16 protein-coding genes are annotated in these 14,464 nt (G+C 66.6%); 4 read left to right on the plus strand and 12 right to left on the minus strand.

What is annotated here, in order from left to right:
- From V8324_RS16565 to V8324_RS16605, 9 genes are all read right to left on the minus strand, one after another.
- Positions 1-95, minus strand: a 95-nt coding sequence (locus tag V8324_RS16565; protein ID WP_336419914.1) for a GTP-binding protein, incomplete at its 3' end; no start/stop codon positions are given.
- Between the two features lie 102 nt (positions 96-197).
- Entirely contained in the window at positions 198-656 is a 459-nt protein-coding gene (locus tag V8324_RS16570; RefSeq protein WP_336421035.1) for a hypothetical protein, read from the minus strand.
- Between the two features lie 9 nt (positions 657-665).
- Entirely contained in the window at positions 666-827 is a 162-nt protein-coding gene (locus V8324_RS16575; protein ID WP_336421036.1) for a hypothetical protein, read from the minus strand.
- Between the two features lie 110 nt (positions 828-937).
- Positions 938-1,813 carry a 3-hydroxybutyryl-CoA dehydrogenase gene (locus tag V8324_RS16580; RefSeq protein ID WP_336421037.1) on the minus strand — a complete coding sequence of 292 codons (876 nt, stop codon included), beginning with the start codon at positions 1,811-1,813 and terminating at the stop codon, positions 938-940.
- 245 nt (positions 1,814-2,058) lie between these two features.
- The gene (locus tag V8324_RS16585) at positions 2,059-2,985 is read right to left on the minus strand and encodes an electron transfer flavoprotein subunit alpha/FixB family protein (RefSeq protein ID WP_336421038.1); all 927 of its coding nucleotides are present in this window, start codon (positions 2,983-2,985) and stop codon (positions 2,059-2,061) included.
- The gene (locus V8324_RS16590) at positions 2,985-3,743 is read right to left on the minus strand and encodes an electron transfer flavoprotein subunit beta/FixA family protein (RefSeq protein ID WP_336421039.1); all 759 of its coding nucleotides are present in this window, start codon (positions 3,741-3,743) and stop codon (positions 2,985-2,987) included. The genes V8324_RS16585 and V8324_RS16590 overlap by 1 nt, the downstream gene beginning before the upstream one ends.
- 257 nt (positions 3,744-4,000) lie before the next feature.
- Positions 4,001-4,573 carry a cob(I)yrinic acid a,c-diamide adenosyltransferase gene (locus V8324_RS16595; protein WP_336421040.1) on the minus strand — a complete coding sequence of 191 codons (573 nt, stop codon included), beginning with the start codon at positions 4,571-4,573 and terminating at the stop codon, positions 4,001-4,003.
- Between the two features lie 4 nt (positions 4,574-4,577).
- A complete protein-coding gene (locus V8324_RS16600) occupies positions 4,578-4,784 on the minus strand; it encodes a twin transmembrane helix small protein (protein ID WP_336421041.1) in 207 nt (68 codons plus the stop codon).
- Positions 4,785-4,873: 89 nt separating this feature from the next.
- The gene (locus tag V8324_RS16605) at positions 4,874-5,701 is read right to left on the minus strand and encodes an SDR family NAD(P)-dependent oxidoreductase (protein ID WP_336421042.1); all 828 of its coding nucleotides are present in this window, start codon (positions 5,699-5,701) and stop codon (positions 4,874-4,876) included.
- Between the two features lie 114 nt (positions 5,702-5,815).
- Here V8324_RS16605 and V8324_RS16610 point away from each other — a divergent pair, with 114 nt between their 5' ends.
- Positions 5,816-8,122 carry a DNA topoisomerase IV subunit A gene (locus tag V8324_RS16610; protein WP_336421043.1) on the plus strand — a complete coding sequence of 769 codons (2,307 nt, stop codon included), beginning with the start codon at positions 5,816-5,818 and terminating at the stop codon, positions 8,120-8,122.
- A gap of 148 nt (positions 8,123-8,270) precedes the next feature.
- Positions 8,271-9,611 (plus strand): phosphoglucosamine mutase, encoded by a 1,341-nt coding sequence (gene glmM, locus V8324_RS16615; RefSeq protein WP_336421044.1) that lies wholly within the window; start codon positions 8,271-8,273, stop codon positions 9,609-9,611.
- Positions 9,612-9,849: 238 nt separating this feature from the next.
- On the opposite strand, the gene rpsA is transcribed toward glmM, so the two are convergent.
- The 3 genes from rpsA to V8324_RS16630 form a co-directional block, all read right to left on the minus strand.
- A complete protein-coding gene (gene rpsA / locus V8324_RS16620) occupies positions 9,850-11,538 on the minus strand; it encodes a 30S ribosomal protein S1 (protein ID WP_336421045.1) in 1,689 nt (562 codons plus the stop codon).
- Positions 11,539-11,854: 316 nt separating this feature from the next.
- Entirely contained in the window at positions 11,855-12,241 is a 387-nt protein-coding gene (locus tag V8324_RS16625) for a DUF4168 domain-containing protein (protein ID WP_336421046.1), read from the minus strand.
- A gap of 119 nt (positions 12,242-12,360) precedes the next feature.
- Positions 12,361-12,969, minus strand: coding sequence for a (d)CMP kinase (locus V8324_RS16630; protein WP_336421047.1), 609 nt, complete (start codon positions 12,967-12,969; stop codon positions 12,361-12,363).
- Between the two features lie 98 nt (positions 12,970-13,067).
- Here V8324_RS16630 and V8324_RS16635 point away from each other — a divergent pair, with 98 nt between their 5' ends.
- Positions 13,068-13,406, plus strand: coding sequence for a DUF952 domain-containing protein (locus V8324_RS16635; protein ID WP_336421048.1), 339 nt, complete (start codon positions 13,068-13,070; stop codon positions 13,404-13,406).
- On the plus strand, positions 13,403-14,461 hold the full coding sequence (locus tag V8324_RS16640; RefSeq protein ID WP_336421049.1) for a quinone-dependent dihydroorotate dehydrogenase: 1,059 nt from the start codon (positions 13,403-13,405) through the stop codon (positions 14,459-14,461). Before V8324_RS16635 ends, V8324_RS16640 begins: the two co-directional genes overlap by 4 nt.
- Positions 14,462-14,464: the final 3 nt, after the last annotated feature.

A 14,464-nucleotide genomic window follows, 5' to 3' on the forward strand; every position in this document is an offset into this window, starting at 1 on the left:
ATCGCCGCCGTCAGCGTCGTCTTGCCGTGGTCGACATGCCCGATCGTCCCGATGTTCACATGCGGCTTCGAACGGTCAAACTTTTGCTTCGCCATCTTTCGGAGGACCTTGTCAGTTGGGGGGCCGGCCTGGCCCGTTCAGTACGTCGCGCGCGGTTTATTGAGGTCGCGGATGAAAATCAAGCCATAGCTTGCATGTCATTGCACGGCCGCCTTTTCGGCATCAACGGGCGGCGCGACGGCCGCCACCGCGCCGCGCGGGCCGCTGCGCTCGGATCCCGATTTTCGCGCGGCGGGCCGGCCGTCATCCTCGAACCAGCCCTGCGTGTCGTTCTGCCGCTTGAGCCATGTCTCGATCTGCTTGGCGGCGTTGAGGGCGGGGTCCCTAAGCTGTTGCTCGCGGCTCTGCGTCAGTCCCGAGCCGAGCCATGTCGCGGTCGAGATCGATTCGACCACCGTCACGGTATACGGCGCGGGGTTGAACTTTTCGCCCGCCGCATCGTCCCAGGCGGTGACCCTGAGGATCAGCGCCGATTTCGGCGAGGGGAGCATCGGCAGACCCGGCACCGCCAGAACATACCCTTCGGGACTGACCCCGAGACGATAGGGCTTGCCGCCGCAATACCGCGAGAAGCGATCGGTCACGGCCTCGGTCATGGCGGCGATTCATTCGTCCTTGCTGGCCGTCCCTGAAACCGGCCCCTTGGCGAGGCTGGGCGCGACGACGACGATACGCCCAGGCTGGAAATTGCCGAGATAGGCGGGCTGCTGATCGCAGATCGTCGGGATTGGTGCAGGCGGCGGGTGACAGAAGACGGATAAGGGCACGGACACGCAGCATTCGGGGGATATCCTTCGGCGAAAAGCCTAGCGCTTCGATAGCGCACCGGCGCCAGCCGCGCGATCGCCGAGCCGCGGATGCGGCAGCCCCCGCCGCGTCACCGCGTCGGCACGGGTGTCTCGCCGCGGTAGTCGTAGAAGCCGCGCCCGACCTTGCGGCCCAGCCACCCGGCCTCGACATATTTCGTCAGCAGCGGGCAGGGCCGGTACTTGGTATCGGCCAGCCCGTCATGCAGCACGTTCATGATCGCCAGACACGTGTCCAGACCGATGAAATCGGCCAGTGCGAGCGGCCCCATCGGGTGATTGGCGCCCAGTTTCATCGACTGGTCGATGGATTGCACGTTCCCCACCCCCTCGTAGAGGGTGTAGACCGCCTCGTTGATCATCGGCATCAGGATGCGGTTGACGATGAAGCCGGGGAAATCCTCGGCACTGGCCGCAGTCTTGCCCAGCTTGTCGACCACGCCGAGACAGGTGTCGAAGGTCTCCTTGTCGGTGGCGATGCCGCGGATCAGTTCCACCAGGCTCATCACCGGGACCGGGTTCATGAAGTGAAAGCCCATGAACTTCTCGGGCCGGTCGGTGCGGCTGGCCAGCCGGGTGATCGAGATCGACGACGTGTTCGAGGTCAGGATCGTGTGCGGCGCGAGATGCGGCAGCAATTCGTCGAAGATCTTCTGCTTGACGCTCTCGCGCTCGGTCGCGGCCTCAATCACCAGATCGCTGGGGCCAAGATCGGTCAGCGTGCGGGTCGTGGTGATCCGCGTCATGGCCGCCTGCATGTCGTCCTGGCCGATCTTCTCGCGGCTGACCTGCCGGTCCATGTTCTTGCGAATGGCCGCCAGAGCCTTCTCCAGCGCCTCGGCACTGATGTCGTTGAGGGTCACGTCGTACCCGGCCAGCGCCATCACGTGGGCGATGCCGTTGCCCATCTGCCCCGCGCCGACGATGCCGATTGTCTTGATGTCCATGACTGCGATCCTCGTCGTTATCCGCGCGCAGCATAGGGCCCGGCAGGGTTGCGCCGCAAGGCCCGGCGAAGCGTAAACCTGGCTGTAATTGCGCTAGTGAGACGACAGGCCCGGCAATTCGTGACAATCCATGCACGCGGCCGTCACGGCCGCCCACGTGGCGGGCCCTGCGCGAAATCCTCGCAGCATGAAAAAACCCGCGCCGGGATGCGGCGCGGGTCGCGATTTGGTGGGCGCCGGGGCGATCAGAGCTTTTCGGTCAGCTCCGGCAGCACCTCGAACAGATCGCCGACAAGGCCGTAATCGGCGACTTGGAAGATCGGCGCCTCTTCGTCCTTGTTGATCGCCACGATGATCTTGCTGTCCTTCATGCCCGCAAGATGCTGGATGGCGCCGGAAATGCCGACCGCGATGTAAAGCTCGGGCGCCACCACCTTGCCGGTCTGGCCGACCTGCCAGTCGTTGGGCGCGAAGCCCGAATCGACCGCCGCGCGCGACGCGCCCACCGCCGCGCCCAGCTTGTCGGCCAGCTTCTCGATCAGCTCGAAATCCTCCTGGCTGCCGACGCCGCGCCCGCCCGAGACGACCACGCCGGCCGAGGTCAGATCGGGCCGGTCGCTTTCGGCGACCTTGTCCTCGACCCATTCCGACAGGCCCGGATTGTCGGTCATCGAGACGGTCTCGACGGGTGCCGCGTCCTGCGTGCCCGCCGCCTCGAAGGTCGAGGTGCGGAAGCTGACGACCTTCTTGGCGTCGCTCGATTTCACGGTCTGTACCGCATTTCCGGCATAGATCGGGCGCTGGAACGTGTCGCCATCCACCACCTCGGAGGCGTCAGAGATCACCATGACGTCCAGCAGCGCCGCGACGCGCGGCAGGATGTTCTTGGCATCGGTGGTCGCGGGGGCGACGATGTGCTCGTAGTCGCCGGCAAGCGACACAATCAGCGCCGCAGTCGGTTCCGCCAGCCGGTGGCCGAGCAGGTCGTCCTCGGCCACGAGGACCCTCGCGACACCCGCGATCTTCGCCGCGGCCTCGCCCGCGGCGGCGGCCTTGGCGCCGGCGCAGAGCACGGTCACGTCGCCCAGCTTGGCGCAGGCCGAGACCGCCTTGGCGGTGGCATCCATGTTCAGTTCACCGTCGGTAACTTCGGCAAGTAGAAGTACAGCCATCACACGGCCCCCGCTTCCTTGAGTTTCGACACCAGCTCGTCGACAGAGCCCACGATTTCACCAGCCTTGCGCGCCTCGGGCTCGGACGTGCCGGTCACCTCGAGGCGCGGGGTCACGTCCACGCCGTAATCCGCGGCGGTCTTTTCATCGAGCGGCTTTTTCTTCGCCTTCATGATGTTGGGAAGGCTCGCGTAGCGCGGCTCGTTGAGGCGCAGATCGACGGTGACGATGGCGGGCGTCTTGACCTTGATGGTCTGCAGGCCGCCATCGACCTCGCGGGTCACCACCGCCGATGTGCCGTCGAGATCGAGCTTCGAGGCGAAGGTCGCCTGCGACCAGCCCAGCAGGGCTGACAGCATCTGACCGGTCGCGTTCATGTCGTTGTCGATCGCCTGCTTGCCGCACAGAACGAGGCCGGGCTGTTCCTCCTCGACGATCTTCGCGAGGATCTTGGCCACCGAAAGCGGCTCTATATCCGTCTGCGTGGTCTCCGCGGCGACCACGAGGATCGCACGGTCTGCGCCCATGGCGAGTGCCGTGCGCAGCGTTTCCTGCGCCTGCTTGACGCCGATGGAGACCGCGATCACTTCGTCGGCCTTGCCGGCCTCTTTCAGGCGGATCGCCTCTTCGACGGCGATCTCGTCGAACGGGTTCATCGACATCTTCACATTGGCCAGATCGACACCGCTGCCATCCGCCTTGACGCGGACTTTGACGTTGTAGTCGATCACACGTTTGACAGGCACGAGCACCTTCATTGCATGGTCTCCCTTAAAGTGGCGAAGAACCGTCAAGGCCCTTCAGGCAATCAGTCTGCGGCCTTGATACCGGGTCACGCGCGGCGGAAACAGGGTAAAATCGTCACGCCGAGGTCCGGGGACGTCGCGTTTTCGCCTCAGCGCCGGGTCTGCCAGTCTGCAAGACGCCCCGCCGCTTTCAGCGCCTCATACCCGGCCTGCGGCCCGGGGCTCCGCCCTTCCGGCCGCCGGGCCGTCCCCCGGACGCCCCGCCGCCTTCAGCGGTTCGCGCCCGGAACCCACAGCACGTCGGCGCGGCCATTGTCGTTGGCCATCCGCGAGGCGACGAAACACCAATCGCTCAGCCGGTTGAGGTACCGCACCGCGGCCTCGTTTACATGCTCCAGCGCCGAAAGCTCCACCGTCAGGCGCTCGGCCCGCCGCGCAACCGTGCGGCAAAGATGCAGGCTGGCGGCCAGCTGGCTGCCGCCCGGCAGGATGAAGCTGCGCAATGGCTCCAGATGCTTGTTCATCGCGTCGATCTCTGCTTCCAGCCGGTCCACCTGCCCCGGGCTGACGCGCAGCGGGGTGTACTCGGCCTCGGCGTCACGCTCCATATCCGGGCGACACAGATCCGCACCCAGATCGAAGAGGTCGTTCTGGATGCGCGCCAGCGCTGCGTCGGTTTCCCCGGTGGCCTGCAGGCGCGCCAGTCCCAGCGTCGCGTTCAGCTCGTCGACCGTGCCATAGGCGGTCACCCGGGCCGAATGCTTGGCCACCCGCGTGCCATTGCCAAGCGCGGTCTCGCCCGCGTCGCCGGTGCGTGTGTAGATCTTGTTGAGAACCACCATGGGCTCAGCCTCCCTCACTGCGGAAATAGACGAAAACGAGGATCAGCAGGACAGCGACGAATTGCGCGATCAGCCGCCAGCGCATGTACTTGTTCGCCCGCTTGGCATTCTCCACCCCTTCCTTGCCGAAGGTCGAGATGCCGCGGATGAGGATGACCGCCACGACAATGCACGCAATCGCCGCGATGATGAATAAAGGATCTTGCAGCATGAGGTGTCCTTTCCGCGTCGCATTCCCTGCGCATACCTAGGCGCGATGGCACGCAATGCGAAAGGAAAATGTGACCCCTGTTTTGCCTGCTAGCCCTTTTTGAGCACCCAGTCCAGCGCACGCGCGGGCAAGATCCGTCGCAGGATCGCCATCACACGGGTGGGCGTCGTCACGTGATAGCGCAGCTTCGGACGGCGCGCTTCGGCCGCATGCACCAATGCTTTGGTCACGGCGCTGGCGGGCCATTGCGGCCCCCTGCTGCTGCCCTTGTAAAGCGTGTCGAGCAGGCTGTCGCGGTATTCCTCGACCCGGGCCGAGTTTTCCCAGTCGATCCATTTCTCGAATTGCAGGATCGCGTTTTTCCGGAACGCCGTGTCGATCGGGCCGGGATCGATGATCGACACGTCGATCCCGGTGCCCGCCAGTTCCAGCCGCATCGCGTCGCTGAGCCCTTCGAGGGCGAATTTCGTCGCCACGTAGGCACCGCGCCACTTCATCGCCACGAGGCCCAGCACCGACGAGCACTGCACGATCCTTCCAGATCCTTGCGCACGCATCACCGGGATCACACGCCGCGTCAGCTCGTGCCAGCCGATCAGGTTGGCCTGGAAGATCGCCCGCATGGCGTCGGCGGGCATATCCTCGACCGGGCCGGGGATCGCGTAGGCGCCGTTGTTGAACAGCACGTCGAGCCGCCAGTCCGTGGCCTCCAGCACCTCGGCCAGACCCGACGCGATGCTGCCCTCGTCCTCGTAGTCGATGCGCGGGGCATCGAATCCCTCGCCCCGCAGGCGCTCGCAATCGATCTCCTTGCGGCAGCTTGCAAACACCCGCCATCCGCGCGCCCGCAACGTGCGCGCCGCGTCAAGGCCGATGCCCGACGAACAGCCGGTGATAAGGATGATCCTGTCGCCCACTTTGGCGTTCTGGCCTGCCCGCAACCACGATGCAAGCCCCTTGAACGACGCGCCGGGCCGGACGCCCGCGATCACCGCTTTACGCGGCCGGGCCGGATCAGTATCACCAGATCCATGAGCGATACCGTAGACGACCCCAACATGCTGCCCCAAGCCACGTCAGAGCCGCTGCGCCGCGCCATCGGCGACCGGTACCTGACCTATGCGCTGTCGACCATCATGCACCGCGCGCTGCCCGACGCCCGCGACGGGCTGAAACCCGTACATCGCCGCATCCTCTACGCGATGCGGGAACTGCGCCTGTCGAGCACCGGGGGGTTCCGCAAATCCGCCAAGATCTCGGGCGACGTGATGGGCAATTACCACCCGCACGGCGACGCGGCGATCTACGACGCGATGGCGCGGCTCGCGCAGGATTTCGCGGTGCGCTACCCGCTGGTCGACGGCCAGGGCAATTTCGGCAATATCGACGGCGACAACCCCGCCGCCCCGCGCTACACCGAAGCGCGGATGACGGTCTTCGCCGAGGCGCTGCTCGACGGGCTGGCCGAGGATGCGGTGGATTACCGCGACAATTACGACGGCACCCTGCAGGAACCCGTCGTGCTGCCCGCAAGCTATCCCAACCTGCTGGCCAACGGGTCGTCGGGGATCGCCGTGGGCATGGCCACCAACATCCCGCCTCACAACATCGCCGAGCTGATCGATGCCTGCCTGCACCTGATCAAGTCGCCCGACGCGCGCGACGACACGCTGATGAACCACATCCAGGGCCCCGATTTCCCGACCGGCGGCGTCATTGTCGAGCCGCCCGAAAGCATCGCGCAGGCCTACCGCACCGGGCGCGGCGCGTTCCGGCTGCGCTGCCGGTGGGAAATCGAGGATCTGGGCCGCGGCCAGTGGCAGATCGTGATCACTGAGATCCCCTACCAGGTGCAGAAATCCAAGCTGATCGAGCGCATTGCGGATCTCATCCAGACCCGCAAGGTGCCGATCCTCGCCGATGTCCGCGACGAGAGCACCGACGACGTGCGCCTGATCCTCGAGCCGCGCTCGAAGAACGTCGATGCCGAGGCGCTGATGGGGCTGATGTATCGCAATTCCGACCTCGAACTGCGCTTCTCGCTCAACATGAACGTGCTGATCGACGGCGTGACCCCCTGCGTCTGCTCGCTGAAGGAGGTGCTGCGCGCCTTTCTCGATTTCCGCCGCGACGTCCTGCTGCGCCGCGCCCGCCACCGGATGGAGAAGATCGATCACCGTCTCGAGGTGCTCGAAGGGCTGATCGTGGCCTTCCTCAACCTCGACCGGGTGATCGAGATCATCCGCTACGACGACGCCCCCAAGGCCGCGCTGATGCGCGAGAGATGGGACCGCACGTTCGAGCGCGCCGCGTCAGAGGCCGAGTACGTCTCGCCGCCTGCCTCGGACGAACCCGGGCTGACGGAGGTGCAGACCGAGGCGATCCTCAACATGCGCCTGCGCTCGTTGCGGCGGCTGGAAGAGATGGAACTGCGCGCCGAACGCGACACCCTGATGGAGGAACGTGCCGGGCTCGAAGGCCTTCTCGACGACGTCGCGCAGCAATGGCGCACTGTCGCCGACCAGCTCAAGGACGTCAAGAAGACCTTCGGCACCTCCCACCCGATCGGCGCGCGCCGCACGGGATTCTCCAAGGCCGGGCGCACCGAGGATGTGCCGATAGAGGCGATGATCGACCGCGAACCGATTACCGTGGTCTGCAGCCAGATGGGGTGGATCCGCGCGTTGACCGGGCATATCGACCTCGGCCGCGCGCTGAAATTCAAGGATGGCGACGGCCCGCGCTTCATGTTCCACGCCGAGACCACCGACCGGCTGCTGGTCTGCGGCAGCAACGGGCGGGTCTACACGCTTTCGGCGGCCAACCTGCCCGGCGGGCGGGGCATGGGCGAGCCGCTGCGCCTGATGGTCGATCTGCCCAACGAGGCCGATATCGTCGAGCTGCTGATCCACAAGCCGGGGCGCAAGCTGCTGGTCGCCTCGTCGGCGGGCGACGGCTTCATCGTGCCCGAGGACGAGGTCGTCGCCCAGACCCGCGGCGGCAAGCAGGTGCTGAACCTGCGCGCGCCCGCCCGCGCCCGGGTCTGCAGGCCGGTCGACGGCGATCACGTCGCCTGCGTCGGCGAGAATCGCAAGCTTCTGGCCTTCGGCCTCGACGAGTTGCCGGAACTGAGCCGCGGCAAGGGCGTGCGCCTGCAGAAATACAAGGATGGCGGGCTGTCGGACGCGATCACCTTCCGCGGCGCGGCCGGGCTGACGTGGCACGATCCGGCCGGGCGCACGCGCACCGTCTCGGACCTCGCCGAATGGATCGGCAAACGCGCCAGCGCCGGCCGCATGGCGCCGCGCGGCTTCCCGCGCGACAACCGCTTCAACTGACACCGGGTCGCCCGGCATCCGGGCTGGCTCGGGTCGCGGACAAACTCGCCATGCCGCACCGCGGAAATGGACAGGACGGGCGGATCGCGCTATTGCGCTTGGGCCGGGGCATCCGGCCGTCGGATCGGCAAAGCAGGATAGAAGGCGCATGGGCAGCAAGTTTTTCGGAACGGACGGGGTGCGCGGGCAGGCCAATACCTGGCCGATGACCGCGGACATGGCGCTGCGCCTCGGCGCTGCGGCAGGGCGCTATTTCCAACGCGACAAGCAGGAGCACCGCGTGGTCATCGGCAAGGACACGCGCCGGTCGGGCTACATGCTGGAATACGCGCTGACCGCCGGTTTCACCTCGACGGGCATGAACGTCTTTCTGCTGGGGCCGGTCCCGACACCGGCGATCGGCTATCTGACGCATTCCTTGCGCGCCGATGTCGGCGTGATGATCTCGGCCAGCCACAACCCGGCCTCGGATAACGGGATCAAGCTGTTCGGCCCCGACGGGTTCAAGCTGAATGACGGGGCCGAGGCGGCGATCGAGAAACTGCTCGAGGACGGCGTGTCGCTGTCGGGGCCCGACTATATCGGGCGCGCCCGACGCGTGGATGATGCGCGCGGGCGCTACGTGGAATACGCCAAGACGACCTTTCCGCAGCGCCGCCGCCTCGACGGGCTGCGCATCGTGCTGGATTGCGCCAACGGCGCCGCCTACCGCACCGCCCCCGAGGTCCTTTGGGAACTGGGCGCCGAGGTCATCCCGATGGGGGTCGAACCCGACGGCTTCAACATCAACCTCGATTGCGGCTCGACCCGCCCCGAGGGCGCGGCGCGGAAGGTGCTCGACACCCGCGCGGATCTGGGCATCTGCCTTGACGGCGACGCCGATCGCGTCGTGCTGATCGACGAGCGCGGCTGCGTCGCCGACGGGGACCAGTTAATGGCGCTGATCGCCACCCGCTGGGCCAGCGAGGGACGGCTCGCCGGCGACACGCTCGTCGCCACCGTGATGTCCAATCTCGGGCTGGAACGACATCTCGAAACGCAGGGCATCGGCCTCAAGCGGACGCCGGTGGGCGACCGCCACGTGGTCGAGGCGATGCGCGCCAGCGGTCACAATCTGGGCGGCGAGCAATCGGGCCACCTCGTGATGACCGATTACGCCACCACCGGCGACGGGCTGATCGGCGCGCTGCAATTCCTCGCGGCGATGGTCGAGACCGGGCAGAAGGCCAGCACCCTGTCGCACGTCTTTGAACCGGTGCCGCAGAAGTTGATCAACATCCGCTTCGCCAAGGGCAAGACGCCGCTGGAGACGGACGTGGTCCGGACCGCGATGGCCGATGCCGAGCGGGATCTGGGTGGCGACGGGCGGCTTCTGATCCGCGAATCGGGCACCGAACCGCTGATCCGCGTGATGGCAGAGGCGCTCGACCCGGCGGTGCTGAGCCGGGTGATGGACAAGGTCGTGGGCGCGGTGCGGCAGGAAAGCTGAGCCGGCGCGAAAGGCAGAGCGCCGCTTGGGCACTTGAACATCGCTGGTCGGCAGCCCCGGCGCGACGCGCCGCAGCGCGATCGCCTGCCCGCTCCGCCGGACAGGCGACGGCGATGATATCCCAAGCGTCCGCAACAGGTTAACGGTAAAAAGACCCCTCGCGCACCTATCCGCCAAACGTAAAAGGGCCCCGTCGATCCGACGGGGCCGCCTTCATCTTTTCGCAAGCGTCAGGCGCTTATTTCTCGTCCTTGTCGCCTTTCAGCGCCGCGCCGAGGATGTCTCCAAGCGACGCACCGGAATCGGACGAGCCGAACTGCTCTACCGCTTCCTTCTCTTCGGCGATCTCGCGGGCCTTGATGGACAGGCCGAGGCGACGGGTCTTGGCGTCCACGTTGGTCACCCGGGCGTCGATCTTGTCGCCGACCGAGAACCGTTCGGGGCGCTGTTCGGACCGGTCGCGGCTGAGATCCGAGCGGCGGATGAAGGATTTCATGCCCTCGTACTCCACCTCGATGCCGCCATCCTCGATCGAGGTCACCTCGACCGTGATGACAGAGCCGCGCTTCACGCCGCCCACGGCCTCGGCGAACTTGTCACCGCCAAGCCCCTTGATCGACAACGAGATCCGCTCTTTCTCGACATCGACCTCGGACACGACCGCCTGGACCACGTCACCTTTCTTGTAGTGCTGGATGGCATCCTCGCCACGCTCGTCCCAGCTCAGATCGCTGAGATGGACCATGCCGTCGATATCGCCCTCCATGCCGATGAACAGGCCAAACTCGGTGATGTTCTTGACCTCGCCCTCGACCTCGCTGCCCGGCGGGTTGTTTTCGGCGAAAACCTCCCACGGGTTGCGCATGGTCTGCTTGAGACCCAGGCTGACGCGGCGCTTGGCCGGATCGATGTCCAGCACCATGACCTCGACTTCCTGGCTGGTCGAGACGATCTTGCCGGGATGCACGTTCTTTTTGGTCCACGACATTTCCGAGACGTGCACCAGACCCTCGACGCCGGGTTCCAGTTCCACGAAGGCCCCGTAATCGGTGATGTTGGTGACGCGCCCGGTATGCACCGATCCCAGCGGATACTTGGCGCCGACCAGATCCCACGGATCCTCCTGCAACTGCTTCATGCCGAGGCTGATGCGGTGGGTTTCCTTGTTGATCTTGATGACCTGCACCTTGACCGTCTCGCCGATCGACAGGATCTCCGAGGGGTGGTTGACGCGGCGCCATGCCATGTCGGTGACGTGCAGCAGGCCGTCCACACCGCCGAGATCGACGAAGGCGCCGTATTCGGTGATGTTCTTGACCACGCCATCGACGGTCTGACCCTCGGTGAGGTTGGCGATGACCTCGGCGCGCTGTTCGGCGCGGCTTTCCTCGAGGATCGCGCGACGCGAGACCACGATGTTGCCGCGGCGGCGATCCATCTTGAGGATCTGGAACGGCTGCTTCAGCCCCATCAGCGGGCCGGCGTCGCGCACGGGTCGCACATCGACCTGGCTGCCGGGCAGGAAGGCCACGGCGCCGCCGAGATCGACGGTGAAGCCGCCCTTGACGCGGCCGAAAATCGCGCCCTCGACGCGCTCCTCGTCGGCATAGGCCTTTTCGAGACGGTCCCATGCGGCTTCGCGGCGGGCCATCTCGCGGCTGATCACGGCCTCGCCGCGGGCGTTCTCGGCAGCGCGCAGGAACACCTCGACCTCGTCACCGACGGAGATGTCCGGCTGCTCGCCGGGATTGGCGAATTCCTTGAGATCGACGCGGCCTTCCATCTTGTAGCCGACGTCGATGATGGCCTGGCCCGCCTCGATGGCGATCACCTTGCCCTTGACGACAGTGCCCTCGTCGGGCGTGTCCATTTCGAGGCTTTCGTTCAGGAGGGCTTCGAATTCCTCCATGGATGCGTTTTGAGACATGTGGCGTCTGGTTCCTTTACACGTTCATTTTTCCGGCCGCGCGGTTGTCTCCGCCGGTCTTGGAGGGTTTCGTTGGTCAGGCGGGTCACAAAACAAAGAGGGCCGGTGCTGCCGACCCTGCTCGATGTCTTCAATTCGTGACGCGGTCCACCTCATTGACGTGGCGCGTCTTACCGGGCGCGGGGGGATAAATCAAGCCTGCCCGGGAGCGAACCCGCAAATTCGCCGTGTCGGCCCCGCGCGGCCGCGATCGCGGCGGGGCGCGGTGGCGAAAGGTGGGCCGGGACCGCACCCGCGATCCCGGCCGCGCGCGGTCTTACATCTCGTCCTGCATGGACTGGACCCGCTTGATGATCCGCTGATTCAGTTCCTGGTCCTCGTTCGCGGCCTGTGCGATCTCTGTGTAGCGGTCGAGGGTGATGCCGTCGGTGTCCTCGATCACCTGCATGATCTCGTCGTTGGCCTCCTGGACGATCGACGCTTCCTGGTCTTCGGTCTCGGCGCTTTGCAGCATCGGTGTGTATTTCTCGCGCACCTCGGCCACTTCGAGCAGCGCGGTCGTGAAGATGTCGAGTTCTTCGGACGAATAGCTTCCCTCACTCTGCGCCGCTGCGGACTGGGCCGTCATCGCAACCATGGGTGCCGATGCAAGCGCAAGGGCAATGGCCGTCGTCGTGGCCTTGAGTGTCGTGTTGATCAGCATGAAGTCTCCGTTGCTTTTCGGTTTTCGGAAAACGACCGTGTCGCCGCTTCCGGACTCCAACCTGGAGTTGCCGAAGAGCGCGCGCAATCGGATGCGCGGCATCCTGCCGAAGGCTGGGCTCAGCCGCGCGCCGCATCGACCAGCGCGATGGCGCGGGCGATCGCCTCGTCGATGCTCATCTCCGAGGTGTCGAGCCGGTGCGCATCCTCGGCCGGCCGCAAGGGTGCCGCGGCGCGGGCGCTGTCGCGCTCGTCGCGCTGGCGCAGATCCTCCATCACCGCGTCGGGCGTCACGTCGTGGCCGCTCTCGACCATCTCCTTGTGCCGCCGCCGCGCGCGTTCGGCGTCCGACGCGGTGACGAAAAGTTTCACGTCGGCCTCGGGGCAGATCACCGTCCCGATATCACGGCCGTCGAGCACCGCGCCGCCCGCGCGCCGCGCGAAGGCGCGCTGAAAATCCAGCAGCGCCTGGCGCACCTCGGGGATCGCCGCCACGTGGCTCGCAGCCTGGCTGACATCCGACGTGCGAAGATCGTCGGCTTTCAGATCCTCGGGTTGCAGGCTTTGCGCCGCCTCGATCGCATCCAGCCCCGACATCATGCGGCGCCCCGTCGCCCGGTAAAGCAGCCCGGTGTCGAGATGCGCAAAGCCGTAATGCGCGGCCAGCGCGCGCCCGATCGTACCCTTGCCAGCCGCCGCCGGGCCGTCGATTGCAATCGTGAACGCCATGCCTGACCCCTCGTCTGTTGGACCCTCGTGCTAGCCGATCCCCGCGCGCGCCTCAAGCACCGCTTGACGGGGCGGCCTCGGCACGGCATCACCCGCTTATGCTGGTCTACAAGATCTTCCGCTCCGACGAATGGGCCGACCTCAGCGCGCGCGGCACAAGCGCGGGCGCGCCGGTCGATGTCGCGGACGGTTTCGTGCACCTGTCGACCGCCGAGCAGACCGCCGAAACCGCCGCCAGGCATTTCGCGGGCGAGGACGGGCTGATGCTGCTGGCCCTCGACACCGACCGCCTCGGCGACGCGCTGCGGTGGGAGCCGTCGCGCGGCGGCGCGCTGTTCCCGCATCTCTACCGCGAATTGCGGCTGTCGGACGTGGTCTGGACCCGCCCCCTGCCACTGCAAGGCAGCCTGCACCGCTTCCCAGAAGAGTTCGAATGACACCGGTCGAACGCGCGGGCCTCGGGCTGCTGCGCAAACTCGATCCCGAAACCGCGCATGGCCTCGCGCTGCGCGCGTTGCGTCTCGGGCTGGCGCCCACGCCGGGGCCGGTCACGTCCCCGCGCCTGGTGACGCACCTGGCGGGGATGACGCTGCCCAACCCGGTGGGGCTGGCCGCCGGGTTCGACAAGAATGCCGAGGCGCTGACGCCGCTGTCGCGCGCCGGGTTCGGCTTTGTCGAGGCCGGGGCGATCACCCCGAACGCGCAACCCGGCAACCCGCGCCCGCGGCTTTTCCGGCTGCCCGAGGATCACGGCGTCATCAACCGCTTCGGCTTCAACAATGCGGGCATGGAGGCCGCCGCAGCGCGGCTGGCCCAGCGGCCGCGCGACGCGGTGATCGGGCTCAATCTAGGGGCGAACAAGGACAGCCCGGACCGGGCCGAGGATTACGCCCGCGTGCTGGCCTGTTGCGGCCCCTACCTGGACTTCGCCACCGTCAACGTCTCGAGCCCCAACACCGAGAACCTGCGCGACCTTCAGGGGGCCGAGGCGCTCGCGGCGCTTTTGCGCGGGGTGATCGAGGCGCGCGACTGGCTGCCCACGCGGGTCCCGATCTTCCTGAAGATCGCCCCGGATCTCGGCTTGGCTGAATTGTCCGAGGTCGCGGATGTCGCCCGTGCCGCCAAGATCGACGGCATCATCGCCACCAATACCACGCTAAACCGCGACGGCCTGCGCAGCGCCGCGCGGGATCAGGCCGGGGGGCTGTCGGGCCGGCCGCTTTTCGAGAAATCGACACGCGTTCTGGCTCGGCTGTCGCAACTGACGGCCGGCGAGATGCCGCTGATCGGCGTCGGTGGCGTCGCCTCGGCCGCCGATGCCTATGCCAAGATCCGCGCCGGCGCCAGCGCGGTGCAGCTTTACTCTGCGCTGGTCTATGACGGGCTGTCGCTTGTGGCCGACATCGCGCACGGGCTCGACACGCTCTTGCAGCGCGACGGGTTTTCAGGCGTGGCCGAGGCCGTGGGCACACGGCGCGGCGACTGGCTGTAACGC

Origin of the sequence: Roseovarius sp. D22-M7 (assembly GCF_037083785.1) — a bacterium.
Taxonomy (GTDB): domain Bacteria; phylum Pseudomonadota; class Alphaproteobacteria; order Rhodobacterales; family Rhodobacteraceae; genus Roseovarius.